General features: G+C 65.0%; 25 protein-coding genes. 8 read left to right on the top strand and 17 right to left on the bottom strand.

The window, feature by feature from the left end; translation table 11 throughout:
* Positions 1–143 precede the first annotated feature (143 nt).
* Genes thiL through FAZ69_RS06320 form a run of 3 tightly spaced genes read left to right on the top strand, consistent with a single transcriptional unit; the run spans position 144 to position 2,242 of the window.
* Positions 144–1,157, top strand: a complete 1,014-nt coding sequence (gene thiL, locus FAZ69_RS06330) for a thiamine-phosphate kinase (protein WP_136893095.1) — start codon at positions 144–146, stop codon at positions 1,155–1,157.
* Positions 1,147–1,692, top strand: coding sequence for a phosphatidylglycerophosphatase A family protein (locus FAZ69_RS06325; RefSeq protein ID WP_169708575.1), 546 nt, complete (start codon positions 1,147–1,149; stop codon positions 1,690–1,692). The genes thiL and FAZ69_RS06325 overlap by 11 nt, the downstream gene beginning before the upstream one ends.
* A gap of 49 nt (positions 1,693–1,741) precedes the next feature.
* Positions 1,742–2,242 (top strand): CinA family protein, encoded by a 501-nt coding sequence (locus FAZ69_RS06320; protein WP_136893094.1) that lies wholly within the window; start codon positions 1,742–1,744, stop codon positions 2,240–2,242.
* Between the two features lie 126 nt (positions 2,243–2,368).
* On the opposite strand, the gene pyrF is transcribed toward FAZ69_RS06320, so the two are convergent.
* The 11 genes from pyrF to FAZ69_RS06265 form a co-directional block, all read right to left on the bottom strand.
* On the bottom strand, positions 2,369–3,193 hold the full coding sequence (pyrF, locus tag FAZ69_RS06315) for an orotidine-5'-phosphate decarboxylase (protein ID WP_136893093.1): 825 nt from the start codon (positions 3,191–3,193) through the stop codon (positions 2,369–2,371).
* A gap of 89 nt (positions 3,194–3,282) precedes the next feature.
* Positions 3,283–4,359 carry an aldose 1-epimerase gene (locus tag FAZ69_RS06310; RefSeq protein ID WP_136893092.1) on the bottom strand — a complete coding sequence of 359 codons (1,077 nt, stop codon included), beginning with the start codon at positions 4,357–4,359 and terminating at the stop codon, positions 3,283–3,285.
* 171 nt (positions 4,360–4,530) lie between these two features.
* Positions 4,531–5,430: an SMP-30/gluconolactonase/LRE family protein gene (locus tag FAZ69_RS06305; RefSeq protein ID WP_136893091.1), complete on the bottom strand. Its 900-nt coding sequence runs from the start codon at positions 5,428–5,430 to the stop codon at positions 4,531–4,533.
* A gap of 2 nt (positions 5,431–5,432) precedes the next feature.
* Positions 5,433–6,233, bottom strand: a complete 801-nt coding sequence (locus tag FAZ69_RS06300) for an SDR family NAD(P)-dependent oxidoreductase (protein WP_136893090.1) — start codon at positions 6,231–6,233, stop codon at positions 5,433–5,435.
* A 40-nt stretch (positions 6,234–6,273) separates the two neighbouring features.
* The gene (gene araH / locus FAZ69_RS06295) at positions 6,274–7,290 is read right to left on the bottom strand and encodes an L-arabinose ABC transporter permease AraH (RefSeq protein ID WP_136893089.1); all 1,017 of its coding nucleotides are present in this window, start codon (positions 7,288–7,290) and stop codon (positions 6,274–6,276) included.
* A gap of 31 nt (positions 7,291–7,321) precedes the next feature.
* Positions 7,322–8,845 carry an L-arabinose ABC transporter ATP-binding protein AraG gene (gene araG / locus FAZ69_RS06290; RefSeq protein ID WP_136893088.1) on the bottom strand — a complete coding sequence of 508 codons (1,524 nt, stop codon included), beginning with the start codon at positions 8,843–8,845 and terminating at the stop codon, positions 7,322–7,324.
* A gap of 88 nt (positions 8,846–8,933) precedes the next feature.
* On the bottom strand, positions 8,934–9,932 hold the full coding sequence (locus FAZ69_RS06285; RefSeq protein ID WP_136893087.1) for an arabinose ABC transporter substrate-binding protein: 999 nt from the start codon (positions 9,930–9,932) through the stop codon (positions 8,934–8,936).
* A 101-nt stretch (positions 9,933–10,033) separates the two neighbouring features.
* Positions 10,034–10,813 (bottom strand): SDR family oxidoreductase, encoded by a 780-nt coding sequence (locus tag FAZ69_RS06280; RefSeq protein WP_136893086.1) that lies wholly within the window; start codon positions 10,811–10,813, stop codon positions 10,034–10,036.
* Positions 10,810–11,490, bottom strand: coding sequence for a 2-dehydro-3-deoxy-6-phosphogalactonate aldolase (locus FAZ69_RS06275; protein WP_136893085.1), 681 nt, complete (start codon positions 11,488–11,490; stop codon positions 10,810–10,812). The genes FAZ69_RS06280 and FAZ69_RS06275 overlap by 4 nt, the downstream gene beginning before the upstream one ends.
* A 62-nt stretch (positions 11,491–11,552) precedes the next feature.
* The gene (locus tag FAZ69_RS06270) at positions 11,553–12,605 is read right to left on the bottom strand and encodes a 2-dehydro-3-deoxygalactonokinase (RefSeq protein WP_136893084.1); all 1,053 of its coding nucleotides are present in this window, start codon (positions 12,603–12,605) and stop codon (positions 11,553–11,555) included.
* Positions 12,602–13,540 (bottom strand): IclR family transcriptional regulator, encoded by a 939-nt coding sequence (locus tag FAZ69_RS06265; protein WP_136893083.1) that lies wholly within the window; start codon positions 13,538–13,540, stop codon positions 12,602–12,604. The genes FAZ69_RS06270 and FAZ69_RS06265 overlap by 4 nt, the downstream gene beginning before the upstream one ends.
* Positions 13,541–14,746: 1,206 nt before the next feature.
* Here FAZ69_RS06265 and FAZ69_RS06260 point away from each other — a divergent pair.
* Positions 14,747–15,376, top strand: coding sequence for a hypothetical protein (locus FAZ69_RS06260; RefSeq protein WP_136893082.1), 630 nt, complete (start codon positions 14,747–14,749; stop codon positions 15,374–15,376).
* Between the two features lie 5 nt (positions 15,377–15,381).
* Positions 15,382–16,992 carry an ORC-CDC6 family AAA ATPase gene (locus FAZ69_RS06255; RefSeq protein WP_136893081.1) on the top strand — a complete coding sequence of 537 codons (1,611 nt, stop codon included), beginning with the start codon at positions 15,382–15,384 and terminating at the stop codon, positions 16,990–16,992.
* A 349-nt stretch (positions 16,993–17,341) separates the two neighbouring features.
* Here the strand turns inward: FAZ69_RS06255 and FAZ69_RS06250 are convergent, their stop codons facing one another.
* The 6 genes from FAZ69_RS06250 to mpl form a co-directional block, all read right to left on the bottom strand.
* Positions 17,342–17,566, bottom strand: a complete 225-nt coding sequence (locus FAZ69_RS06250; RefSeq protein ID WP_136893351.1) for a SymE family type I addiction module toxin — start codon at positions 17,564–17,566, stop codon at positions 17,342–17,344.
* A gap of 492 nt (positions 17,567–18,058) precedes the next feature.
* Complete coding sequence (gene mtgA / locus FAZ69_RS06245) at positions 18,059–18,781, bottom strand: monofunctional biosynthetic peptidoglycan transglycosylase (protein ID WP_136893080.1); 723 nt, start codon at positions 18,779–18,781, stop codon at positions 18,059–18,061.
* 69 nt (positions 18,782–18,850) lie between these two features.
* Positions 18,851–19,717 carry a shikimate dehydrogenase gene (gene aroE, locus FAZ69_RS06240; RefSeq protein ID WP_136893079.1) on the bottom strand — a complete coding sequence of 289 codons (867 nt, stop codon included), beginning with the start codon at positions 19,715–19,717 and terminating at the stop codon, positions 18,851–18,853.
* A 9-nt stretch (positions 19,718–19,726) separates the two neighbouring features.
* Positions 19,727–21,847, bottom strand: a complete 2,121-nt coding sequence (locus FAZ69_RS06235) for a ribonuclease catalytic domain-containing protein (protein WP_136893078.1) — start codon at positions 21,845–21,847, stop codon at positions 19,727–19,729.
* A 152-nt stretch (positions 21,848–21,999) separates the two neighbouring features.
* Complete coding sequence (locus tag FAZ69_RS06230) at positions 22,000–22,584, bottom strand: YqiA/YcfP family alpha/beta fold hydrolase (RefSeq protein WP_136893077.1); 585 nt, start codon at positions 22,582–22,584, stop codon at positions 22,000–22,002.
* Positions 22,581–23,978, bottom strand: a complete 1,398-nt coding sequence (gene mpl / locus FAZ69_RS06225) for a UDP-N-acetylmuramate:L-alanyl-gamma-D-glutamyl-meso-diaminopimelate ligase (protein WP_136893076.1) — start codon at positions 23,976–23,978, stop codon at positions 22,581–22,583. Before mpl ends, FAZ69_RS06230 begins: the two co-directional genes overlap by 4 nt.
* A 143-nt stretch (positions 23,979–24,121) precedes the next feature.
* Between mpl and FAZ69_RS06220 the strand changes: the two genes are divergently transcribed.
* From FAZ69_RS06220 to aroQ, 3 genes are all read left to right on the top strand, one after another.
* The gene (locus FAZ69_RS06220; protein ID WP_136893075.1) at positions 24,122–24,766 is read left to right on the top strand and encodes a UDP-N-acetylmuramate--alanine ligase; all 645 of its coding nucleotides are present in this window, start codon (positions 24,122–24,124) and stop codon (positions 24,764–24,766) included.
* 7 nt (positions 24,767–24,773) lie between these two features.
* On the top strand, positions 24,774–25,340 hold the full coding sequence (locus FAZ69_RS06215; RefSeq protein ID WP_169708573.1) for a TlpA family protein disulfide reductase: 567 nt from the start codon (positions 24,774–24,776) through the stop codon (positions 25,338–25,340).
* Positions 25,341–25,534: 194 nt separating this feature from the next.
* The gene (gene aroQ, locus FAZ69_RS06210) at positions 25,535–25,999 is read left to right on the top strand and encodes a type II 3-dehydroquinate dehydratase (RefSeq protein WP_136893073.1); all 465 of its coding nucleotides are present in this window, start codon (positions 25,535–25,537) and stop codon (positions 25,997–25,999) included.
* Positions 26,000–26,054 lie beyond the last annotated feature (55 nt).

Here is a 26,054-nt window from a genome sequence, read left to right as displayed (position 1 = left end):
TCGCGGCGGGTACAACTGCTGCGACTGAAATACGAGGAAGACGGGCTCCGGGCGACATTGCCGCAGCGCACAATCCGTGCTCACCAGTTAGTTAACGCATTGTTTTTTCAACGCCTTTTTCGGGCCACCTTCACGCACCTTCCGTGAGCCAGACCTCCCTTTCCGAGTTTTCCCTGATCGAGCGATTTTTCGCGCGCCGCGCGAGCCGTCACCCACATGGAGCGGAGCTCGGCATCGGCGACGATTGCGCCCTGCTCGCGCCGCGTGCCGGCCAGACGCTGGCGATTTCGACGGACATGCTCGTCGAAGGACGGCATTTCTTCGCCGATGTCGATCCGCATGCACTCGGCCACAAGACGCTCGCCGTGAACCTGTCGGACCTCGCCGCGATGGGCGCCAAGCCGCGCGCCTTCACGCTCGCGTTCGCGTTGCCCGACGCTCGCGAAGCGTGGCTTGCCGCCTTCAGCGACGGCCTCTTCGAGCTGGCGGAGCGCTTCGATTGCGCGCTGATCGGCGGCGACACGACGCGCGGGCCGCTCAACCTCTGCGTGACCGTGTTCGGCGACGTGCCGCCCGAAACCGCGCTGCGGCGCGACGCGGCGCGCCCCGGCGACGACATCTGGGTCTCGGGCGCGCTCGGCGATGCGCGCGCCGGGCTCGGCGTGGCGCGCGGCGAGTGGACCGTGAGCGGCGCAGACGCCGCGCGCGATGCGGCCGCCTTTCGCCACGCGCTCGAACGCCCCGAGCCTCGCATCGCGCTCGGCCTCGCGCTGCGAGGCGTGGCGCGCGCGGCGCTCGACATCTCGGACGGCCTGGCCGGCGATCTGCTGCACATCCTCGAGCGCTCGCGTGTGAACGCCTCGGTCGATGCCGGCGCGGTGCCGCGCTCGGCCGCGCTAAGCCGGCTGCCCGGCGACGTGCAGCGCCGCTGCACGCTCAGCGGCGGCGACGACTACGAGCTCTGCTTCACTGCCGCCGCGGAAAACCGCGCCGCGATCGCAGCGATCGGCGAACAGGTGAACGTGCCGGTCACGCGCATCGGTACAATAAGCGCCTTGAAAGCTCCGGCGGACCAGCCCGCGATTGCCTGGCACGACTCGGCCGGCGCTCCGCTTTTCCTGACGTTGCAAGGCTTCGACCATTTCCATGCAGACTGACCCCACGCTCGGCGGCAGCCCCGCCGGCACGGGCGGCGCCCCGAGCGCCTCCAAGAGGCGCGCCAGCTCGCGCTTCATGCTCACCCATCCGTTCCACCTGATCTCGCTCGGCTTCGGCAGCGGGTTGTCGCCGATCATGCCGGGCACGGTCGGCACGCTGTTCGCGTGGGCGTCGTTTGCGGTGCTGAGCCGCTACCTGACCGTCATCGAGTGGGCCGCGCTGCTCGTCGCCGGCTTCGTCGCGGGCTGCTGGATCACCGGCTTCACCGCCCGCAAGCTCGGCACCGACGATCCGTCTCCGGTCGTCTGGGACGAGATCGTCGCGTTCTGGCTCGTGCTCCTCTTCGTCACGCCGGAGACGTTCACCGGCCAGCTCTGGGCGTTCGTCGTCTTCCGCTTCTTCGACATGGTGAAGCCGCCGCCCATCCGCTACTTCGACCGTCGATTGAAAGGTGGCTTTGGCATCATGTTCGACGACTTGGTGGCGGCGTTCTTCACGCTGCTCGTCATCGCGCTCTGGCGCATGACGGTCTGAGCGCGCCGCCGCAGCTCCACCGCACGCATCACGCCATCCGGACTTTGCAATGCCAACCGATTCCGTCGTCCATCAACTCGCCATTCGCGCAGGCAACAAGCTGCGCGACGAACGCCTGACGCTCGCCACCGCCGAATCGTGCACCGGCGGCATGGTGGCGACCGCGATCACCGATATCTCCGGCAGCAGCGGTTGGTTCGAGCGCGGCTTCGTCACCTATTCCAACCAGGCCAAGCACGAGATGATCGGCGTGCCCACCGACATGCTCGACAAGCACGGCGCCGTCAGCGAGCCGGTCGCGCGCGCGATGGCCGAAGGCGCGCTGCGCAACAGCCGTGCGCAGGTGTCGCTGGCGATCACGGGCGTCGCCGGGCCGGGCGGCGGTACAAAGGAGAAGCCCGTGGGCATGGTCGTGTTCGGGTGGAGCAACCGCCTGCATACGGAGGTCGAAACGGTCGTGTTCAAGGGCGACCGCGAGCAGATTCGCGTGCAGGCCGCGACGCATGCGCTGCGCGGGCTGCTCAAGCTGCTGGATGAAAAGGAGCGTTGAGCCCTAAGAGGCATGCCGGCAACGAGTGCAATCGTCGCCTGACGGCGTGGCGAACTGCGCTGCGCCACAAAGGAAATGCCGCGCGGGTTACACGACCCGCGCGGCATTTTGCTTTTCCAGCGCGCCTTAGAGGTACGCGTTGATCTTGTCGCGCGTCTCCTGAGCAGCGCGCGCGGCAACCGCCGCGAAATCATCGCCCTTGCCCGCATAGAGAATCGCGCGCGACGAGTTGATCATCATCCCCGCGCCCGCGGCCGTGCGGCCCGCGCGCACCGTCGCCTCGACGTCGCCACCCTGCGCGCCGATGCCGGGAATCAGAAGCGGCATGTCGCCGGTAATCTGCCGCACGATCTCGATCTCCTTCGGAAAGGTCGCGCCGACCACGAGCCCAAGCTGGCCGCTCGCGTTCCATTTTTCGGCTGCGAGCTGCGCGACCACCTGATACAGAGGACGGCCGCCCGTCTCGAGGAACTGCAGATCCGAGCCGCCCGGGTTCGAGGTCCGGCACAGCACGATCACGCCCTTGCCCGCATGCGCCAGATACGGCTCGATCGAGTCGAAGCCCATGTAGGGGTTCACCGTCACGGCGTCGGCGCGATAGCGCTCGAACGCTTCGCGCGCGTATTGCTCGGCGGTGCTGCCGATGTCGCCGCGCTTCGCATCGAGAATCACCGGCAAGCCGGGGTGCCGCTCGTGGATGTGCGCGATCAGCGCTTCGAGCTGATCCTCCGCGCGATGCGCGGCGAAGTAGGCGATTTGCGGCTTGAACGCGCTCGCGTAGGGCGCCGTCGCATCGACGATCGCCCGGCAGAATTCGAAAATCGCCTCGGGACGGTTCGCCAGCGCGCCCGGGAACTTGACCGGCTCGGGATCGAGGCCGACGCACAGCAGCGAGTTCGTGCGCTGCCAGGCGCCGGTGAGCGTTTCGATGAAGGAAGGTGTGGAAGACATGGAGAAATGGCGCTGCCGGCCGGTAATGACGGAAGAGGCCGTATTTTAACCGCGCCGACTCGCGCGAAACACGGCCCCTGGCCCGCCCCTCACTCGCCCTGCCCGCGCCGCTTCGGCCGGCGCCCGTCGGCGCTCGCCCGCACGCCCATGCGCTCGACCGTGAAGCTGAACTGCCTCACAAGCCGCTTGCCCGGCGCCAGCTCGGTCATACCGTTCGCGGCGGCGCCGCCCGGCAGGTTCAGCGCGTTGATCGGATGGTCGACTGGCTCGAAGCAGAAAAAGTCCTCGCCGGGCGGCGTGTACAGCACGTAATACTCGGTGTTCGCCGCGATCGTCAGCGACAGCCGGCGCTTCGGCCACACGACCGACGCATAGCCGCTCCAGCCCGTGAACGCGTGGTTCACCATCGCCGCGGGCAACGGATATGCAACGCCGAATTGCCACGCGGGTGGCGCCGGGACGTGGCGCACCGGCAGCCAGTCGTCGCCGGGAAGCCAGAGGCCGGCCGCGCCGGCGGACAGTTCGGTGTCCTCGTCGCGGACCAGGAACGGATGCAGCCCGAGGCCGAACGGCAGCCGCTCGCGCCCCGCATTCTCGATCTCGAGCGTGACGGCGAGCGTCGAGCCTTCGAGCACGAATTTCTGCACCGCGCGATACGCATAGGGCTTGCCGCGGCTGCGGTCGAGCGTGAGCCGCGCGCTCGTGTCGTCGCTTTGCGCGAGCTGCCAGTGGGAGAGCCAGCCGTCGCCGTGAATCGGGCACGCTTCCGTCGCGCGGTTGGGCGGCACCTGCACCTCACGATCCGCAAAGCGGAAGCGTCCGCCGCCGATCCGGTTCGAGTACGGCAGGAGCGGATAGCAGGCAAGCTCGTTCGGATCGGTGTTCGCGCGCACGGTTTCGCAGCGGCGGAAGATCGGCGTCAGCACCCCGCCGTCGCCGCGCCAGTCGAAGCGCGCGATTGCGCCGCCGAGCCCCGGCGCGAGGTCGAGCCGCAAGTCCGCGTTGGCGAGCGTGACGAGCTCAGCGTTGGCCGAAGCCGCCGCGCCGCGCGCGACGACCGCGGTGCTCGGCCCGGGGCGCACGGGTGGCTGAGTCAGTCCCGCCAGCTTGGCGCGGCGCGATTCGGAAGGAGAAACGGGTATGGCATCAACATTCGCAGCGGTCATGGTTCGCTCCATCGAGAGGCGTAGATCGTCGTCGTGCAGACCGAATGACTTGAGGCGATGTCGGGCGGCTAGGACCAGCAGGGCCGCCTCTGGAATTGTCGTGATGCATGCTGCATACGGCGTGTGAAACGCGAGGTCCGCGGCCTCGGTTGATACTGCTTCGAAACGTTTTCAAGTGCGCGGCTCACCGAGGAACAGCGGCTCCGGCAAACCGCGCCGCGCAACGCGTGCGGCATAAACGCCGCCGGCATGCGCGTCTTGCGACAGCGCGGACTCGTCGAGCCCGATCCGCGCTGTCGTAATGTACAACGTATCGAGCTGCGCGCCGCCTAGCGCCACGCAGCTTGGTTGCTTCGACACCACGCTCAGGCGCTCGGTTTCCACACCGTCGGCGTCGTAGCGCACGATGCGCGCGCCGCCCCACTGGGCATTCCACAGGCCGCCGCCGGCGTCGACGGTCGAGCCGTCGGGCTCGCCGTCCGCGTCGGTCAGGCGCGCGAAGATGCGGTCACCGGCGATGCGGCCGTCGGCGAAGTAGTCGCAGGCACGGATTTCGCGCGTGGGCGAATCGCAGTAATACATCGTCGCGCCGTCCGGGCTGAACGCGATGCTGTTCGAAATCGCGGGCGACGGCAGCGGCAGCCGTTCGAGCGACAGGTCGAGATTCAGCCGGTAGAAGCCGCCAATCGCCCGGATCGGCTCGCCTTCGTCCTTCGTGCCGAACACGAAGCGCCCCTGGCGGTCGCAGCGGCCGTCGTTGACGCGCGTGTTCAGGCCCGGCTCCACGCCGACGATATGCTGCGCCGCACCGGTTGTCAGGTCGAAGAACGCGAGCTGCGTCGCGAGGCCAAGCAGCAGCCGGTTCGGATCGGCGGTCAGCGCGAAGGTTGCGAGCCGCTCCGGCATCGTCCACGACTGGCTCTCGCGCGTCGCCGGGTCATGGCGCCACAGGCGGGCGCCTTCGATGTCGACCCAATAGAGTTGCCCGCTCGTCACGCACCACGTCGCGCCTTCGCCGAGCGTGCACTTCGCGTCGACGGCGAGCGCCGCGCCGTCCTGATTCGTAGCCATGTTCAAGCCCATCCCGCATCGACGATGAAATCCTGCGCGGTCACCATCCGGCTGTCGTCGGCGGCGAGAAAGAGCGCCATTCGCGCGAGGTCTTCCGGCATCAGTTCGCCTTGCAGGCACTGTCCTTCCTGCAAGGCGCGCCGGCCCTCGTCGTCGAGCCACAAGCGCCGCTGCTTTTCCGTCAGCACCCAGCCCGGCAGCAGCGTGTTCACGCGAATCCCGAACGGGCCGAGGTCGCGCGCGAGCGCATGCGTGAGCCCCTGCACCGCCGCCTTCGACGTCAGGTACACGGGCATGTTGGGGGTCTTCAGCAGCCAGCTGATCGAGCCGAGATTGATGATCGAGCCGCCGCCGTGCTGCTTCATGTCCTCGGCGACGGCCTGCGCCGCGAAGAACTGGTGCCGCAGGTTGACGGCGATGGCCGCGTCGAAGAACTCGGGCGTGACTTCGGCGATCGAGTGACGCTTGTCGTTCGCCGCGTTGTTGACGAGCACCGCGATCGGGCCGAGCGCGCGCTTCACGTCGGCGATCGCTTTCTTGAGGGCGTCGACGTCGGTCAGGTCGCAGGCGAGAAAGCGTGGCGCGTGGCGCGAATCGCCGAGCTGGCCGGCGAGCGCCTCGCCCGCGGCCACGTCGATGTCGAAGAACGCCACGCGCGCGCCCTGCGCCGCGAAGTGCTCGACGAACGACGCGCCGATCCCGGTCGCGCCGCCCGTGATCAGCACCGTGCGATCGACAAGGCTCGGATAGCGCGCATAAGCCTGGCCCGCTTGGGCGCCGGCCGCATTGGCTGGGGACGTCATCGTTGCAGCTTCCTATCTGTGAGCGGGTGAGCGATGCGCGTCAATCGCGCGCGCCGCGGTTCTTCAGCTGGTCGAGCAGCACCGCGGCGAGCAGGATCGCGCCGCGCACGAGGTACTGGTAGAACGCATCGATGTTCAAGAGGTTCATCACGTTCTCGACCGTGCCCATGATCAGCACGCCGATCACGACGCCCGAGATCGTCGCGCGGCCGCCCAACAGCGACACACCGCCGAGCACGCACGCCGAGATCACGTTGAGCTCGAAGCCTTGAGCCGCATTCGGCTGCCCCGAGGTGATGCGCGAGGCGAGGATCACGCCCGCGAGCGCCGTCACCGCGCCCTGGATCAGGAAGATGTAGACGCGCGTGCGCTCGACGTTGATCCCTGCGAGACGCGAGGCTTCCGGATTGCCGCCGATGGCGAGCGTGTTGCGGCCGTAGACGGTCTTGTTGAGCAGCACGCCAAACGCGACGAAGCACAGGAGCGTTACCCAGATCGGCAGCGATACGCCGCCCATCGTGAGATTGCCGAGCGCGATGAAGGTATCCGACGACACCCCGACCGCCTGCCCGTGCGAGGCGATGAAGCCGAGGCCGCGCACGATCTCCATGGTCGCGAGCGTGGTGATCAGCGCGTTGATGCGCAGGTAGGCGATGACCGCTCCGTTCACGAAGCCGATCACGGCGCCCGCCGCGACGGCCGCGGCGATCGCGATGAAGGTGTTGTCGGTGGCGTTGAGCACCATCGCGCAGAGCACGCCCGCGAACGCGACCGTCGAGCCGATCGACAAGTCGAAATCGCGCGACGCGAGGCAGAACATCATCGTGCACGCGACCATGCCGATCTGCGAGATCGACAGCGCGAGGCCGAGCATGTTCTCGATCGAGAAGAAGTGATCGACCGTCAGCGACATCGTGATGAACATCACCCCGAAGATCAGGATCAGGCTGTACTCGGTGACCTGCTGCCACCACTTCTGCTTGTCGCTGGCTTGCGGGATCAGCGCGTCGGCGGCGCTCTTGGTGGCCGACTGCACTAGGTTTTCTCTGGCTTGCATTTGATGGCTCCTACCGTGTTCTATGTATTCGTCACGCCGCCTGCGCGGCCGCCTCGGGCGTCGAGCTCTGCGGCAGCGCGAGGCCCAGCACCGCGTGCTCGTTCGCTTCGCTGCGCGGCAGCTCGCCGGAGATGCGCCCCTGGCGCATCACGACGATGCGATCCGACACGCCCAGCACCTCCGGCAATTCGGAGGACACGATCACGACCGCGCAGCCGCGCTCCGCGAGCTGGTAAATCACGTTGTAAATCTCGTGCTTCGCACCGACGTCGATGCCGCGCGTGGGCTCGTCGAGAATCACGACCTTCAGCTCCGGCTCGGCGAGCCAGCGCGACAGAATCGCCTTCTGCTGGTTGCCGCCCGAGAGGAAGCGGATCTTCTGCCGGCGATGCGGCGTCTTGATCTTCAGCAGCTGGATGAAACGGTCGGCGGTCTCGGCTTCCTTCTTGCGGTCGAGAAAGAGCCCGGCGCGCAGATAGTGGCGCCGGCAGCTGATGTTGATGTTCTCGGCGACCGACGCAATCGCGACGATCCCCTCTTCCTTGCGGTCCTCGGGACACAGCACGATTCCGTGGCGGATCGCCTCGCCGGCGCTCTTCACGGTGATCGGCTGGCCGTCGAGCGTGAGTTGTCCGGCCTTCTTCTTCTCGGCGCCGTAGACGAGGTGCATCAGCTCGCTGCGCCCCGCGCCGACGAGCCCGAAAAAGCCGACGATCTCGCCCGCGCGCACCTCGAAGCTCGCGGGCGCGGTCAGGCCGTGGCCTTCGACCGACTGTACCGCCAGCCGCACCGCGCCATGCTCGCGCGGCGTGTAGTTGTAGATGTCGGAGATCTCGCGCCCGACCATCTCGGCGACGATCGTCTCGCGCTTCACGCCTTCGAGCGTCGGATGCGAGGCGACCTTGCGGCCGTCGCGGAAGATCGTGCAGGCGTCGCAAAGCTCGTAGATCTCGTCCATGCGGTGCGAGATATAGATGAGCGCGCGATTGTCGGCGCGCAGGTCGCGCACGAGCTTGAACAGCACCTCGGTCTCGCGGTGCGAGAGCGAACTCGTCGGCTCGTCGAGCGCGATCACGCGCGCGTTGCGCATCAGCGCCTTGCAGATCTCGACCATCTGCCGCTGCGCGATCGACAGCCGCCGCAGCTTCGCATTCGGGTCGAGATCGACACCCATCGCGGCGAGCCGCTCGCGCACGAAGCGCTTGGCGTCCTGCTTCTTCACCCAGCCGAACGTGTTGGGCAGCCGCCCGAGCATCAGGTTTTCGGCCACGGTGAGATCGGGCACGTATTGCAATTCCTGGTGGATCACCGCGATGCCCGCCGCGATCGAAGCGGCCGCGCTCGAGAAATGCACCTCGCGGCCGTCCATCATCACGCGGCCGGAATCCGGCTGGTACTCGCCGCCGAGCACCTTCAGGAGCGTCGACTTGCCCGCCCCGTTCTCGCCCATCAGGCCGTGCACCTGCCCGACGTTGACCTCGAAGGACACACCGTCAAGCGCGCGCACGCCTGGAAACACCTTGCCGATATTGTCAAAACGCAGCGTCGCTGACACATCGCCTCCATTGCACTGTCTCTTAGGGCCGGCTCACGGCGGACACACACATACGCGCCGCGAGCCGGCCGTCTTTCAGGCCGATCGCTTACTTCGATGCGAGGCCCATCTTCTCGCGCACTTCACCCACGTTGTCGCGCGTCGCGAGCATGCCGGTCGTCAGCGTCAGCTTCGGCGGCTCCTTGCTTTCGGTGATCCACGCGTACATCAGGGTCGACGTCTCTTCGCCGTGGCGCTTCGGGCTGATGATGACGGTGCCGAAGAAGCCCGTCGGCTGCGGCTTCTTGAACTCGTTCAACGCCGAGTCCGAGCCGCCGATGCCGATGCCGATCATGTTGTCCGCCTTGAAGCCGCGGCCTTCGGCGGCGCGCACGGCGCCGAGCACGGCTTCGTCGTTCAGGCCGTAAGCGATCCAGTGCTTGAACTGCGGATTCTTGGTGAGCGCGATGTTGGCCGCGTTGAACGCGTTCTCGGTATCGGTCTTCGCTTGCGGCGCGGCGATCACGTTCGCCTTCGGGAAGCCCGCGGCGAGGAGCCCGTCGGTCGCGCCGGTCGTGCGGTCGTGGGCGGTCGGCAGTTGCTCGTAGGTGACGTCGATCGCGCCCACGTCCTTCATGTCCCAACCGCGCTTCTTGATCTCGGCGGCGAGGCCTTCGCCCACTTGCTTGCCGATGTTGTAGGCCGAAATGCCCATGTGCGGCACCGCCTCGATCGGCTTGCCCGAGCCGTCGACGAGACGGTCGTCGACGGTCATCATCTTCAGCCCGTCGGCCTTCGCCTTCGCGACGATGCCCGGCCCGAGCTTCACGTCAGGCGTGCAGATGATGAAGCCCTGCGCCTTCTGCGCGGCAAGGTTGTCGATCGCGCTCATCACCTTCTCGCCTGAGGGCGCGCCGATCTTCACGAGCGTGAAGCCCTTTTCCTTGGCGGCGATTTCCGCGAATTTCCACTCGTCCTGGAACCAGGGCTCTTCGGGCTGCTTGACGAGAAAGCCGATCTTCACGGGGTCGGCTGCCTGCGCAACAGGCGCGTTGAACAGCACCGCCGTGGCCGCCGCGGCGAGCGTGAGGAAAATTCTGCGCTTCATAGTGGTGTCTCCTGTCTGCATGGAAAAGTTCGGCCGCGTGTTCTAGTTGCGGGATAACGCACGCGGCCGGTGCGCCATCCGATTCCTGCTCAGATTCCTGATCAGTCGTGGTAGAGCGCCGAGCGCCCGCCGTCGACCGTGATACAGCTTGCGTTGATGAACGGCGCTTCGTCGGAAGCGAGAAACACCGCCGTCATCGCGACTTCGTCGGGCCGGCCGATCCGCTGCATCGGCTGCAGATCGAGCGTCGCCTGGCGCGCGGCGGCCGGGTCGGGCTGGCCGTTCCACCAGTCGTGCGTCAACTGCGTTTCGATGTAGCCCGGCGCGATCGCGTTGACCCGCACCTGGCGCGCCGCATATTCGATGCCGAGCGCGCGCGTGAGGCCGATCACGCCGTGCTTCGCCACCGGGTACGGGAAGCACCCGGGGATGATCTTGAACGCGTGCGTCGAGGCGATGTTCACGATGCTCCCGCGACCGCGCTCGACCATTCCCGGCAGCACCGCGCGGCAGCCGTTCCAGACGCCGTCGAGGTCGACCGCGAAGCAGCGGCGCCAGTCCTCGTCGGTCATCGTGAGCGGATCGCAGAACACGTTGATGCCGGCGTTGTTCACGAGCACGTCGAGCGGGCCGAAGGCGCGCTCGCCTGTGCTCACCGCATGTGCGACCGAGGCCGATTGCGTCACGTCGGTTTGCACCGCGAGTACGCGCGCGCCGGGCACGGCCGCCTCAATCTCCTTCGCCGTGCGGTGCGCCGCATCGAGATCGAGCTCGGCCAGCACCACCGACGCGCCTTCCTTCGCGAACGCCAGCGCGATCGCCGCGCCGATGCCGCGCCCGGCACCGGTGATCAGCGCGGCCTTGTCCGCGAGACGATTCATTCCCACGCTCCCGCTTTCGCGGCCTGCAAGCCGTCGATGAACGCCTTCGCATGACCCTCGGTCGTCGCCGCGCTCTGACCCGGCTTGTAGAGCGCCGATCCCAGGCCGAAGCCGTCGGCCCCGGCTGCGAGGAACGGCCCCATGTTGTCCGGCGCGATGCCGCCGACCGGCACGAGCGGCACCTGCGACGCGATCACCGCGCGCCACGCCTTCACCACCTGCGCGCCCAGCTGCTCGGCGGGGAACATCTTCAACACGTCGGCGCCGTTCTTGAGCGCGGCGAACGCCTCGCCCGGCGTCGCGACGCCGGGCGCGCACGCGAGGCCCTGCGCCTTGGCGGCCAGCACCACCTCGGCATCGCTGTGCGGCATCACGATCAGCTCGCCGCCGGCGCGCTTCACTTCGTCGACATAGCTCGGATGCAGCACCGTCCCCGCGCCGACGATTGCGTCGAGCGGCAGCGCTGCGCGGATCGCGGCGATGCTCTCGAACGGCTGCGGCGAATTGAGCGGCACTTCGACGATACGAAATCCCGCCTCATAGAGCACGCGGCCGTGCTCGGCGGCATCGGCGGGCGTCACGCCGCGCAGGATCGCGATCAGCGGGCACGCGGCAAAGGCAGCGGCAAGGCCCGCGTGCGGCTGATACGGTGCAGGCAGGTTGATGGGCGGTTGCATGTCGACTCCGTGAAATCCTGGGTGTTTAGTCCGGCCGGCTCGCGCCAGCGCGGCCGCTTCGCTCAGCCGGCCGGCTGCGCGATGCCGGCTGGGCTGGCCGGACTGGCCTGGCGCGCTTCGCCGACCAGCCCGGCCAGCGTCGCGATCCGCCACAGACCGCGCTCGGTCGCGTCCTTGACGAGCGTCGTCTGCAGGCAGCCGAGCTCCGCAAGCGCGAGGCGATAGCGATCGCACAGCGCTTCGTTGCCGATGAGCCGCAGCGGTTCGCTCGTGAACTGTGGGTGCACCGCGGCCAGTCCGCAGAGCTCGTGGCCGATCAGGAGGCCGGACAGATAGTCCGCCTGCTCATCGGCGGAAAGCTGCGCGGTGAGGCCCAGCGTGCGCGTGCTGAAAATCGTGGCGAGCAGGCCCGCATGGTCGTTGCGCTTCGCGACCGCGACGCCCCGCAGGAACGCTTCCGTGCTCGGCGCGGCGGGCTCGGTCATCGTGCGCCCGAGGATCGTGTGATCGCGCAGCGCGGCGAAGACCTCGCCGGTCATGAACGTGTAGAAGCACTCGATGCGTCCGCCGCGCACGACGGCCCACTTCGCGTGCGTGCCGGGCAGGCCGATCAGCGCGCTCGCGCTGCCGTTGCCGAGCGCCGCGCCGTCGGCGAGCGCGCCGACGATCTGCGTTTCCTCGCCGCGCATCACGTTCGGCAGCTCGCCGCGCTGGATCACGCCGGGCACGATATGAAGCGCGACGCCGCGATCCGTGCCGACGCGCACGATGCCCGCGGCGAGCGTATCGGCATCGGCGGGCGCATCGACGTAGGGCACTTCGGCCCAGCCCTGCGCGCTGCCGACCATCCCCGCGGCGATCACCGGCACGCGCGGCGCGCGGTCGAGCCAGACGCCGCACGCATCCTCGAAGGCGGCGTCGAAGCCGCCCGCGCTCACCGAGCGCGGCAGGTTCATGATGCCGGCCGCCGACGCGCACGTCGCGAGCACATTGCCGCTCGCATCGAGCAGGTAGGCGCGCAGCGACGTCGTGCCCCAGTCGAGCGCGATCAGCGCGGCGCGCTCCAAGGCTGTATCGACGACGGTGAAGGTCGTGGCTAAACGCTGCTCTGTCATCGTTTGATCCTGCGGGTAGTCTGGGGCGCGCGCCAGCCGAGCTCCTCGGAGATCGCGCGCGCTTCGCGCTGCACGACCGGGACGAGCTCGTCCATCCGTTCGAGCGGCATGTAGGGAATCGTGCTCGCGACCGACACGGCGGCAACGATCGCGCCCGACGCATCGCGCACCGGCGCGGCGACGCAGCGGATCGACGCTTCGTTTTCCTCGAGATCGAGCGTGAAGCCGCCGGCCGCGTAGGTCGCCATGCGCTGCAGGAAGGTGGGCGCGTCGGGACGGTTGTCCGGCTTGAAGCTGACCGACGCGAGCGCGCGGCGCGAGGCGTCGAAGAGCGACTGCCAGGCGTCGGGCTTGAGGTCGAGCATCATCGCCTTGCCGATGCCGGTCGATGCGAGCGGCATCCGGTGCCCGACGCGCGAGCGCATTTCGAGGCCGCGCTGGCCGGGGATCTTGTCGATGTAGAGCACGTCGTCGCCGTCGCGCACGCCGAGGTGAATCGTGTCGAGCGTCGCTTCGGCGAGCCGTTCGAGATGCGGGCGTGCGACAGCCGTGAGCGGCATTTGCTCGAGCGCGATGGTGCCGAGCTCGATCAGCTTCGGACCGAGGAGATAGCCGCCCTGCACCTGGCGCAGATAGCGCGCCTGGACGAGGCTGCTCACGAGCCGATGCGTCGTGCTGCGCGTCGTGCCGAGCGCGGCGCCGAAGCTGCGCAGGTCGCGGGCACCCAGTGCGGCGGCTTCGAGGATCGCTAGGCCGCGCAGGAGCGTCTGCGTGCCGGCTTGCTGCGGCGTGATGTCGAGGAGCGTGCTGGGCAGCGCGATGCCGTCTACGGCGGCGGGCGTTGCCGCTGACGCGGCGGGCTTGCCGTTTGACGTTGGCGTTGCCTGCTGGGCTTGCTGCAGCGCGTCGGCGTGCTGGGCCAAGGGTTTGTTCATGGCGCTCGATCCGGTCAAGTCCGCTGCGCGGGCAGGGCTTGGGCTTGGACTTGAGCTTTCAGCGGATATGAGCAGGGGCCAGATCCGGCCTGGCAATCGATCGATGGCATTGGCGTTGTCTCCGTGTCGGCTGTTGGCCGCGTTCCGCGGCTCTTTGTTGGTCTGGATTGTAGGGCGGGTTTTTTGTTATCTCCAACATTTGAGTTGATGATTCATATTTTGGGATTTTTGGGCGCCTTTTTTTGCCTTTCGGCGGTTGGTTGCTTTCGCTGAGGCTTTCGCGAAAACTTTGAATTCGCGGCGGTGCGTATAGTCCGTCCCTCCCCGGGACCGGGGTCACTTTTGTCCTTGCCAAAAGTAACCAAAAGCGCGTCCTGGGCGGACGGCCTCGGCCCGTTAGCACTCAGTCCTGTTGGCCGTAGCGGTCTTTGGGTTCCCGCGTCTCCGCACGCCGAACCGCCGAAGCGCACGCGGCTCGTGGTCGCCTCGGCTTCGAATCAAACCCATGGCGGCGGTCGGGAAGCGCCTGAAAAGGCTCGTACTGCGACGCATGCGCCACAAAACCTAAATCCGCCCTCTTGGGTCTGGCCTTCCGTTCAGTTGGGTTTGAGGTTCATGCGCGAGGCCCGGACCGCGGCGCGCGAAGATTTGAGGCTCATGCGCGAAGCTCGGACCGCGGCGCGCGAGGCTTTGAGGCTCATGCGCGAAGCTCGGACCGCGGCGCGCGAGGCTTTGAGGCTCATGTGCGAAGCTCGGACCGTGGCGCGCGAGGCTTTGCGGCTCATGCGCGAGGCTCGGACCGCAGTGCGCGAGACTTTGAGGCTTGTGGCCTGGAGGTATCCGTAATTCTGTGTGGGGGGCGGGTTAAGAATCAGACCCCGGCGCTGAATCGTTGCGGAGCCTATCCATTTTGTATGCGGCGCAGCAAATCGGCGGGAAACAGAAAGCCATCAGTGGGTCGCAGAACTACCATGACCGGCCATTCGACATCTGCCTCTAAATCGTCGACAATCGGAAGCGATGGCGGATATGCCGCAACTGAGCAGGCCCACGATTCAACCATAGATCATTTCTGGTTGTTCTGGCTCTATACAGATTTACGACAAGGGACGGCTTATGGATGTAGTCGAGCATTATCGCGCTCTTATAAGGAACACCGATTCCGTCTTGGGAATAATGGTCGACTCGAATAGAGCGAGTGAGGCGTTGACGACGTCCCACAATTACCTTCTCGATTACGACGCAATAAAATTGGCGATCGCGGAGCGGCCGGAGGCGTCCGTTCTCGATTCGGCAGTAAAGGAATATCAGTTCGCCCTTTTTGCATTGGTTTCAGGCCAGTATAGGCATGCCTTTGGTGGGCTCAGGCTTTTTTTTGAACTCATGCTTGCCACCGTGCAATTTTCCGCGCACGAAATCGATTACAGGATGTGGGTAAAGGATTCGAAAGATATTAACTGGAATGCATTGAAAGATGTCCAGAGCGGCGTATTTTCCGTAAACTTCATTCGAGCCTTCAATCCGGAGTTTTCAGACAGCGCCAAACAATATTTGGCGATCGCTGAAGTTGTATATCGTGAGTGTTCAGAATTCGTTCACGGAAATGCTGGTACTCATTCAATGCTTCCTTCTGACATCACATTTCAAGAGAAGGCATTTTTTTCTTGGCATGAGAAGGCTGCCACAATGCGGTTGGCGATCATTTTCGCTTTCTCGGCTCGGTATCTAAATTACGTTACCAAAGAGGCAACGGACCGAATGGAACCAATAATCACGGATGTTCTCGGAAACTTGCCACCAGTTCAGGCAATTTTCTCGCAACTATCGGGGGGCTGATACCCATGGCGGACTTTTTCTTTCGGACCGAGGATATTCGGCCGGACGAGGTGCTTGACTATTTCGTCGAAACATCGAAAGACCGACAAATCGTTGATGCGTTAAAGAATAGAAATCCTGCCGTGCTGATAGGAAGCCGGGGTGTGGGCAAGTCGTTCCTGCTTCGGGTGGCACAAAAGGAACTCATGGATACATTCGAGACAGATCGTGTCTTCCCAATCTATATTAGTTTCGTAAGGAGTTCCTTACTTCAGTCGTCCGATCCCGACCAGTTTAAACACTGGATGTTGGCAAGAATTTGCTCGTCGGTGATGAGAGGCCTGACAAAAGCTGGACTGCTAGGCGGCGTTCCAAAGAGTATTGGGTTGCTCGCCGGGGGAACTATCGCAACGACGATTGGGCGAACCAAGGTCGAGGAAATCGCTGATGCCTATGAGGCGTCGTGGAAAACGCCGCAGGTCGCTGTGAGCGCTGACGGTCTTCCCACCATCGATGACTTCAAGGAGGCGTTAGAAGATCTGGGCGATGAGCTCAGTATCTCCCGTTTTGCCCTCCTTTTCGATGAGGCGGCGCATATTTTCTTGCCGGAACAACAGCGACAGTTCTTTACAATGTTTAGAGATCTGCGCTCACACTGCATTACTTGCAATGCCGCGGTCTACCCGGGCGTAACAACGTTCGGCGAAACTTTTCAGCCAGTGCACGACGCAACGATGCTCACTATCGACCGAGATATTCTCTCCCCCGACTATGTTGAGAATATGAGGGAAATCGTTCAAAAACAGGCAGATAGCAATCTTCTCGCTCAAATTGCCCAATATGGAAGGAATTTCGCAATCTTGGCATATGCGGCGACTGGTAACCCGCGCCTGCTGCTGAAGACGATTGCTCGGTGTCCGAAAGTTAATTCTCAACAGGTGAACGAGACAATTAGGGAATTTTATAGGACAGAGATTTGGGCGGAGCACTCTACTCTGTCGGAAAAATATGTGGGGCACAAGGCTTTGATTGATTGGGGTAGAGAATTTATCGAATCCCAGGTTATCTCAGACATCAAGTTAAAAAACGATCAATACCTTTCTTCCGATAAGGCCACTTCCGCATTTTTTTGGATTCATAGAGATGCACCGGAAATCATCAAAGAGGCTTTGCGAGTTCTCGCGTACACCGGGATTGTGATTGAGCACGCGGTGGGCATCAAAGCAAGCCGCGCAGAGATTGGAAAGCGCTATGTGATTAATCTTGGCTGTCTTTTTGCGCTTGAGGTATCGCCGACGAGTTCGGCATTTGAGATTGCCAAAGAATTGACCCCGAAGAGGATGACAGAATATGGTTCGAATCATCCTTCATATAAAAAACTTACGGATCAGGCAGCGCTAATTACGAACGAAGGCATCGCATTGGCGCTCAACATCCAGCTGGATAGGCCAGCTACCGTACTGGATTTGACAGCGTGGCAACTGGAAAAGCTGGCTGAGCTTGGACTGAAGACTGTGGGAGATGTCTTAAATGCGACAGAGGAGAAGCTTAAGGAGGCGAATTATGTTGGAGACGTGAGAGCGCGTCGAATGCGCAACGCGGCGGTCGCCGCAGTGCTCGAGTACCTATCAGGCTAATGCTGCCACAGCCAAAAGCAGGCATCGAGAAGGCGACTGGGTTTATCGGCATGCGCACAGCTGATAGACATGAGTTTGCTTCATTCGCGCATGACCTTCGGATTGAATGTGCGCTGGCGGTTTCTCCGGATGGCCGGTTCGGGGTCGAAATGGATCCGTCGAGCAACGCACAGTCAGCGCCCAAATTTCCGCAATACAGCAGAGTTTGTCGACATCAACCACGAAATGCGGATACCCAAAATCTGACAAGCTCTGTTGCCTTGACGCTAGGGCATATTAAATTCTCCTCCGCCGGACAGCCGCAGGGAGACGAACCCGGCCTCGCCGGGTTCGCTGCCGATGCGATCACTCACGCAGGCGTGATCACAAGCCGTTCTTGTTGGACTTCGATCTTGAGTTGCTGGCGGGGTTTGAAACCGGCGTGCTCGAGCCATCGCCCGGAGAGCTTGAACCAGAGCATGAGGGGCGGGCCATTACGGGGCCGAGGCGAGTAGGGCCGCCAGCGACGGGATTGCTGAATCGTGACGCGGCGCTCGGAGAGAGCGGGACGTGAGGTAACATTGGCGTCAGCCATGATCGACTCCTGTCTTGAGTTGATGGTGGTCAGCGGGTCGTGAGTGTTCGAGCACTTGCGGCCCGCGCTGCGTTTACGGCGTCAAATGTGCGTGCGCCTCCTGTGTGAGCGGTGGAGTTGGGTGAAAGTCACCGGACCACTGTATGGGTGATCAGTTATCCGATCAACCTATCCGTTCGGCCATGTGGCCGGAAGGCGAAGAAGGGATCGGAGCGCTGCCAAATCGACGCCGTCAATGTGTTTCGAAGCTGGGCGACCACGAGCCGCGTGCGCTTCGGCGGTTCGGCGTGCGGAGACGCTGGAACCCAAAGACCGCTACAGCTAACAGGACTGAGTGCGCTTCGGCCGAGGCCGTCCGCCGAGGACGCGCTTTTGGTTACTTTTGGCAAGGACAAAAGTGACCCCGGTCCCGGGGAGGGACGGACTATACGGACCGCCGCGAAATCAAAGTTTTTACGAAAACCTAGGCGCAAGAAACCAAAGGCCGAACGGTTAATGCGGCAATTCGGCCGCCCCCATCCTTCGCGCAATAACACCCGCCCGCTGCGAGAGATAAGGCGCCCCGCGATGCTCATCAAAATACTTGGGCCGCGGCAGCATGACCGCCATCCTGGCCGACTGCCACGCGCTCAGCTTGCTTGCGGAGCTCTTGTAGTAATACTGGGCCGCAGCCTGCGCGCCATAAACGCCATTGCCCCACTCCACCGAATTCAAATAAATCTCGAAGATGCGCTCTTTATCCATCAGCGTCTCGAGCATCCAGGTGATGATGAGCTCCTGCCCCTTGCGGATATAGCTCTTCTGCCGCGATAAAAACAAATTGCGCGCCAACTGCTGCGTGATCGTCGAGCCACCCGCCACGATCTTGCCGCGCGCCTTGTTCTTCTCCCAGGCCTGCAGGATCGCGTCGGTCTCGTAGCCGTTGTTGTTCACGAAGTTGGCATCTTCCGACGCGATGATCGCCCGCTTCAAATTCCGCGAAATCTGCTCGTACGGCACCCACGTATGCTGGATCTCGAGATCGGGACGGTCCTGCGCCAGGCGCCACGCGTCCGAACGCATGAAGGCCGTCGAGCGCGGATTCACGAAGTTCCAGACACCGATCTGCGCGAAGTAGTAAGCCTGCGTCGCGAACCACGCGAGCGCGAACACCGCTCCGGCGTAGACCACCCACCGGGCCAGCCCCGGACGGCTCGTGCTTTTCGTTTTCGTCATCTCCGCCGATCCGGGTTCGCTCAGTCGAAAGGCCATGGTCGCCTACGCTTTCGCAAGCACCATCATCGATCAGCGCTTGGCCGCCGCGGACAGCATGCCGCGCAGCGCCGCCAGCACCGGCGCGCCGTCGGGCCGCACGCCGCGCCAGATGAAAAACGATTCCGCCGCCTGCTCCACCAGCATCCCGAGGCCGTCCGACGCGCGCGCACCGAGCGCCTGAGCGTGGCGCATGAAGACGGTCGGCTGGGCGCCGTACATCATGTCGTACGCGAGCGTGCCGCTGCCGAACGCCCGGTCGTCGCACTCGGGCAGCGACGCATCGAGACTGCCCGCCGTCGCGTTGACGATCACGTCGTACGGGTGTGCGCCCACCGCTTGCGCGCCGCCGCCCGTCAGCTCACAGCCAGCGGCAGCGGCCGCAGCGGCGAACTGCTCCACGAGCGCGTCGGCTTTGGCCGCAGTGCGGTTCACGATCGCGAGCGCGCGCGGCGCGCGGTCGAGCATCGGCAGCACGACGCCGCGCGCCGCGCCGCCCGCGCCCAGCAGCAGCACGCGCGCATCCTTCAGGCTCACGCCGAGGTTCGCTTCGATGTCGCGCACGAGGCCGACACCATCGGTGTTGTCGCCAAAGATGCCTTCGGCGTCGAAGCGCAGCGTGTTCACCGCGCCGGCCGCCGAGGCGCGCGGCGAGAGTGTGTCGGCAAGCGCGTGCGCCTCCAGCTTGAACGGCACGGTCACGTTCAGGCCGCGCCCGCCCTCGGCGATGAACGCGCGCACGTGATCGGCGAAGCCGTCGAGCGGCGCGAGCAGGTGACGGTATTCGACGGGCTCGCCCGTCTGCTCGGCGAAGCGCGCATGGATGAACGGCGACTTGCTGTGCGCAATCGGGTTGCCGATGACCGCGTACAAGTCGCGCGGCGTGGGGATCGTGCTCATGGGCGTCGGTTACTCCGTGGCGTGAGCGGCCGGCTTGGCGCCGAGATCCGAGCCGTGGGCCGGGGCATTGTCGTCCGAAGCGCTTTCCTGCTCTGCGTCAACCGCCGCTTCGGCGTCGGCGCCGGCCTCGACCTGAGCTTCGGCTTCGCTTTCCGCGCTTTCATCGGCGACGTCGATCAGCTCCTCGGCCTCGTCTTCCTCTTCTTCGGCCTCCGCGCCGCTCGTCACCGCCGGCGCATCGATCACATGCATCGGGCGCACCGACGCCTCGACCGTCAGCTCATCCACCGACATCACTTCGAGCATCACCTTGGTTCCGCGCGCGTGCACGCCGAGCGCCGGCACGTGCAGGAGCAGCGGCACTTCATCGAGGCGCACGAGATCGCCCTTCACCACCGACGCCACCACCTGCTTCCTGCCTTCCTGCGTGATCCAGCGCAAGCACCAGAAGTACTCCATGCGGCGCTGATGGTCGGCATACGCGCTGTAGGTGTCGTCGAAGCCCTGCACGACGGCGTAGAGATCGGCGTCCTTCGGCTTGAACGGCGCGACGAGCTTCGCGGCCACGCCATGATTGACGCACGCGAGCAGCTGCCACTGATTGACGAGGTCGACATAGCGGCGCAGCGGCGAGGTGCTCCAAGCGTACTGCGCGACGCCGAGCCCCTCGTGCGGCGCGGCCGTCGTCTGCATCCGCGTGCGCTTCGGGCCCGCGGCCGCGAACGTGCGCTGCGACCGGTAGATGCCCGGCACGCCGTGGTCGTGCAGGAATGCGCCCCAGGTCGAGTTCGCGAGGATCGCCAGCTCCGCGACGATCAGGTCGAGCGGCGAGCCGCGGCGGCGAGGCGTGATCGTCACGTGCTCGCCGTCGACGTAGAAGTTGTAGTCGGTATTGCTCTGCACCTCGCGCCTCAGGCCATAGCCCGCGCGCGCCTGCTGACGCTTTTCGTGGAGCGCCTGCGCGAGCGGCCAGAGCACCGCGATGTCGTCCTTGTGCGGATAGTCGCCGCTGCCCTCGGCGAGTGTCTCTTCGGTCACGAGGGCGTCGAGCGTGTTGTGGCGCAGGTTGCTCTTCACGAACACGAGCTCGGCGCGCGTCTCGTTCGCGACGATCTCCTGCGTCGCGCGATTCACGATGATGTAGAGCGACAACGCTGGACGCAGCCCGCCCTCCTTCAGCGTGAACGCCTCGACGACCTCGTCGGGCAGCATCGTGATCTTGTCGCCCGGCATGTAGACGGTGGACAGGCGCGAGCGCGCGATCGCGTCGACCGTGTCGCCACGCGCGATGCCGAGCGCCGGCGCCGCGATGTGCACGCCGATCCGCACGCGGCCGTCGGCCAAGTGCTCGACGGAGAATGCGTCGTCGATTTCGGTCGTGGTGATGTCGTCGATCGAGAACGCTTGGACGTCAGCCGTCGGCAGATCGTCGGGCAGCGCACCGGGCGTGACGGCGGGAAAGCCCGTGCCGTGCGGGAAATACTCGGCCAAAAAGCGCGCCTCGTGCAGCGCGCGCGCCGACGCGACCCCGCCGCATTCGAGCATCAGTCGCGCGGTCGAAATCCCGCGCGCCGCGGCGGCCGCTTCGAGCGCCTTGTATTCGATCGAGTTTTTGTCGGGCTTCGTGAGCAGCGACAGTGCCTTGCCGTCGAACGCGGCCGGCAGGCGCCCCGCCTTCAACTCCTCTTCGTATTCGGCCTGCACGAGCGCCTGCTGGCGCTTGCGCTCGAGCGAGGCGAGCGCCATCTTCAGCTGCTCTTCCGGCGCGCGCTGGTATTGCCCGCGCCCCTTGCGGCGGAAGTAGACCGGCGAGCCGTGCATGCGCAGCACCAGCGCCGCGCGCTCGATCGGACCGGACGACTCGCCGTAATAGTCGCTCGCGAGCGTCGCGAACGCGAACTCGTCGGCGGGCGCGCATTCCCACAGGAAGTCGAGATCGATCTGCTGGGCGGCCTCGTCGGCCTGCTGCATCAACTCGGCGGCGGTGGGCTTTTCGAATTCGATCAGCACGTCCTTGGCGCGCACCTTCGCGCGCCGGCCGCCCGGCAACTCGACTTGAAACGCGTCACCCTGGCGCGACAGCACGCTGCCGGCCTTGAAACTACCCGATTCCTCAAAGAAAACGTTCACTCAATACTCTCGTTCAGGCTTGCCATTGCAGACGCGCCGCGATGCAGGCGCCTGCAATGTGTATATATATGTGGTGTGTGCCGCGCGGCTCGCCTGCGCCATGCCCGCCCTCCATCGACAGGAACCCGGCACGGCATGCTCCGGCGTTTCGATCACGACCGCGCCGGCAGCTTCATCCCGCAAAAGGCGAGAACATCGTCGACATAATCCTCAAACTCGCTGATCGCATGATCGCTGCCCTCGATCAGCTTCGTCCGCACGCCCGGGTAGTGCGTCAGCATCTCGCGATAGTCGAGCACTTCGTCGCCGGTCGCGGCCATCAAATAATAGCGTTCGGGCTGCGTGATCGCGGCGACACCCAGCGCGCGCAATTCGTCCAGGTGATGCGGCTCGACGACGATGCTGCCGCCGCCGTGCCAGAGCGGCTGCTCGCCGAGATACGCAGACAGGTCGCGCTGCGGCACCGTCGCCGGATTGAGCAGCACCGCGCGCCAGCCGTGCTTCTCGGCGAGGTGCGTCGCGAAGTAGCCGCCGAGCGAGCTGCCGATGACAGTCACGTCAGCGGCCCCGGCCGCCATCACCTGCGCTTCGGCAAGCGCGATCGCCTCGAACGGCGACACCGGCAGCATCGGGCAGCGCCACTCGGCGCTCTTGCCCAGCTCTGCAATCCGCGCCGCGAGCACGCGCGCCTTGAACGAATTCGGCGACGAACGGAATCCGTGCAGATAGAGAATCACGCGGCGCTCCGCCCGCGCATGTCGAGCGCATCCAGGAGCTTGTGGTGGACGCCGCCGAAGCCGCCGTTGCTCATCACGAGCACGTGGTCGCCCGGGCGAGCCGCCGCCGCGACTGCCTTGACGAGCGCGTCGAGGTCGTCGAACGCCTGCGCCTTGCCGCCGATCGGCGCGAGCGCTTCGGCGAGATTCCAGCCGAGCGCGTCGCGGCCGGCCGGCGCGCCGTAGCCGAACACGAGATCGGCATCGGCGAGGCTGCCCGGCAGCTGCGCCTTCATCACGCCGAGCTTCATCGTGTTCGAGCGCGGCTCGAGCACGGCGAGAATCCGCGTGTTTTCCCGGCCGATACGCGCGCGCAGGCCGGCGATCGTGGTTTCGATCGCGGTCGGGTGATGAGCGAAGTCGTCGTAGACGGTCACACCGTCGACGCTCCCGCGCACCTCCATGCGCCGCTTCACGTTGCGGAACGCGCCGAGCGCCTTGGCTGCCTGCGCCGGCGGCACGCCGACGTGCCGTGCCGCCGCGATCGCAGCGAGCGCGTTCATGCGGTTGTGCTCGCCCTGCACCTGCCAGTCGACGACGCCCGCGCGCTCGCCCTGCCAATAGACGGCGAACTGCTCGTCCACAGGCACGCCATCAGCCGCAGACAGTGCCTGCCAGCCGCCGTCGACGCCGAAGCGCTCGACATCGCTCCAGCAGCCGCGCGAGAGCACGCGTTCGAGCGCGTCCTCGCGCCCGTTGACGACGAGCCGCCCGACGCCGGGCACCGTGCGCACGAGGTGATGGAATTGGGTTTCGATCGCGGCGAGATCAGGAAAGATATCGGCATGATCGAATTCGAGATTGTTCAGGATCGCGGTGCGCGGCCGGTAATGGACGAACTTCGAGCGCTTGTCGAAGAACGCGGTGTCGTACTCGTCGGCTTCGATCACGAAGAAGCTCGAATCGGTGAGCCTCGCCGAGACGCCGAAATTGAGCGGCACGCCGCCGATCAGGAAGCCCGGGTTCAGGCCCGCATCCTCGAGCAGCCAGGCGAGCATCGAGCTCGTGGTCGTCTTGCCGTGCGTGCCGGCCACGGCGAGCACCCATTTGCCGTTGAGCACATGCTCGCCGAGCCATTGCGGCCCGGACACATACGGCAGCCCGCGATCGAGAATCGCCTCCATCAGCGGATTGCCGCGCGACACGACGTTGCCGATCACGAAGAGATCGGGATTCAGATCGATCTGCTCGGCGCCGTAGCCTTCGATGAGCTCGATGCCTTGCGCCTCGAGCTGGGTGCTCATCGGCGGATAGACGCCGGCGTCGCAGCCGGTCACCTTGTGTCCCGCGCCGCGTGCGAGCACCGCCAGACCGCCCATGAACGTGCCGCAGATGCCGAGAATATGGATATGCATAAAAGCGTGGCGAGCAGCGTACGGAAAGGCCGCTATTGTAACCGACGGCCCCGGCCAAAATGCGCGCCGCCGACCGTCCCGCGCGGCCAGCGCGCCGGCCTGGCCCGCCAAAGCGCGTAATCAATCTCTTGTATGATTGCTGGATGGTTCGCAAATCTCATCTTGATCCGCAGCGGGTGCGGGAAGAAATCGCGATCGCTGCCGCGCGGATGATCGCCGAGGATGGTCTCGACTACTCGACCGCCAAGCGCAAAGCGGCGCGGCAGGTGGTCGGGGAAGTGCGCGTCGCCGGCGATTGGCTGCCCGACAACGATCAGATCGAAGAGGAAATCCGCGAATACCAATCGCTGTTCCAGAGCGAAAGCCAGCCGGCGATGCTGCGCCGCCTGCGCGAAATCGCGCTCGAATGGATGGAGCGGCTTGCCGCCTTCAACCCCTACTTGACGGGCGCGGTGCTCAACGGCACAGCGGGCGAGCACTCCGACGTGCACCTGCAGATGTTCTGCGACAACGCCAAGGAAGTCGCGATCTACCTCTTGAACGCGAATATCCAATATGACGTGTCGGAGACCCGGCACTTCGCCGGCCGCGGCATGATCGAGACCTTGAGCTTCCTGTGGCGCCCGTCGCGCGGCGAGGAGCCGGTCGGCATGCATATTGCCCTCTACGACACTGACGACCTGCGCGGCGCCGTGCGCGCAGACGCCCGCGGCAAGCTTTCCCGCGCCAATGCGCAAGCCGTGCGGTCGCTGCTCGACGAGAGCGGCGAAACGCCAACCACCAATTGATCAGACGATGGATATGAAACGAATTCTGGCAGTCGCGGCCGTCGCGATCCTCGCCGTCGCGGGCGGCATCGGCGCCGGCCACTGGCTGCGGCACGACGATGCGGCCCCCTCCCCCGAAGCCGCGGCGCCGCAAGCGGGCGCAGGGCAGGCCAACGCAGTCGAAGCACTCTGGGGCTCGACGATGATGCACGACGCTGACGGCAAACCCGAGTCGCTCGCGCAATTCAGGGGACAAACCGTCGTCGTCAACTTCTGGGCCTCGTGGTGCGGCCCGTGCGTGGAGGAAATGCCGGCGCTCACGCAGCTCAACGACGAATACGCGAAGAAGGGCGTGAAGTTCATCGGCATCGGCGTCGACTCGGAAAAGAACGTCAAGGCATTCCTGCAGAAGGTCAAGGTCGACTATCCCGTTTACGTGAGCGGTTTCGGCGGCGCCGACCTCGCGCGCAATTTCGGCAACACGGCGGGCGGCCTTCCGTTCACCGTCGTTATCGACGCAAAAGGCGCCGTACGGTCGACAAAATTAGGCCAAATCCAGCCGGAAGAGCTCAAAAAGACCCTCGACGCCCTCTGATTTGATACGACAAATCAACTTCAGATACCGGCTTTTTGAGCCGAGTTGGACACGTTTTAGCGGAATTTAATGAGATTCCTATGGACAAAGGGGCGATTTTTACCGCGCTTTCTCTGGTCCGAAGCATGCGCTGCTAGACAAGTTTCTCTAAACAGCGCTAAAGTGCGCGCAATTCCGCTGAAAACGAAGCGACCATGACACGACTGCTGCTACTACACGGACCCAACCTCAACCTTCTCGGCACCCGGGAACCCGAGGTCTATGGGCGGGTCACGTTGCAGCAGATCGATCAGGCGTTATCCGAACGAGCGGCGCAGGCCAGCGCCGAGCTCACCTCGTTTCAGAGCAACCACGAGGGTGCGCTCGTCGACCGCATCCAGGCTGCCCGCGCGGAAAAAGTCGACTTCATTCTGATCAATCCCGCCGCGTACACGCACACGAGTGTGGCGATACGGGATGCGCTGGCCGGCGTCGGCATTCCGTTCGTCGAGATTCATCTCTCGAACGTGCATCGCCGGGAACCGTTCAGGCACCACTCCTACTTCTCCGACCAGGCCGAAGGCGTCATCTGCGGCCTGGGCTGGAAGGGATATCTGTACGCGCTCGAGTTCGCGCTCGACCGGCTTGCGCCGGTGCAAGCGGGCGGCAGCACGCGCTGATTTCCAGAACACCAATTCAGCGCCGGCTTCGCGCCGGCACTTCACGCATTGAAAG

This window comes from Trinickia terrae (assembly GCF_005144415.1).
GTDB classification, from domain to species: Bacteria; Pseudomonadota; Gammaproteobacteria; order Burkholderiales; family Burkholderiaceae; genus Trinickia_A; species Trinickia_A terrae.
The sequence above is the reverse complement of the archived record's forward strand: the minus strand, read 5'-3'. Positions and strand labels throughout refer to the sequence as shown.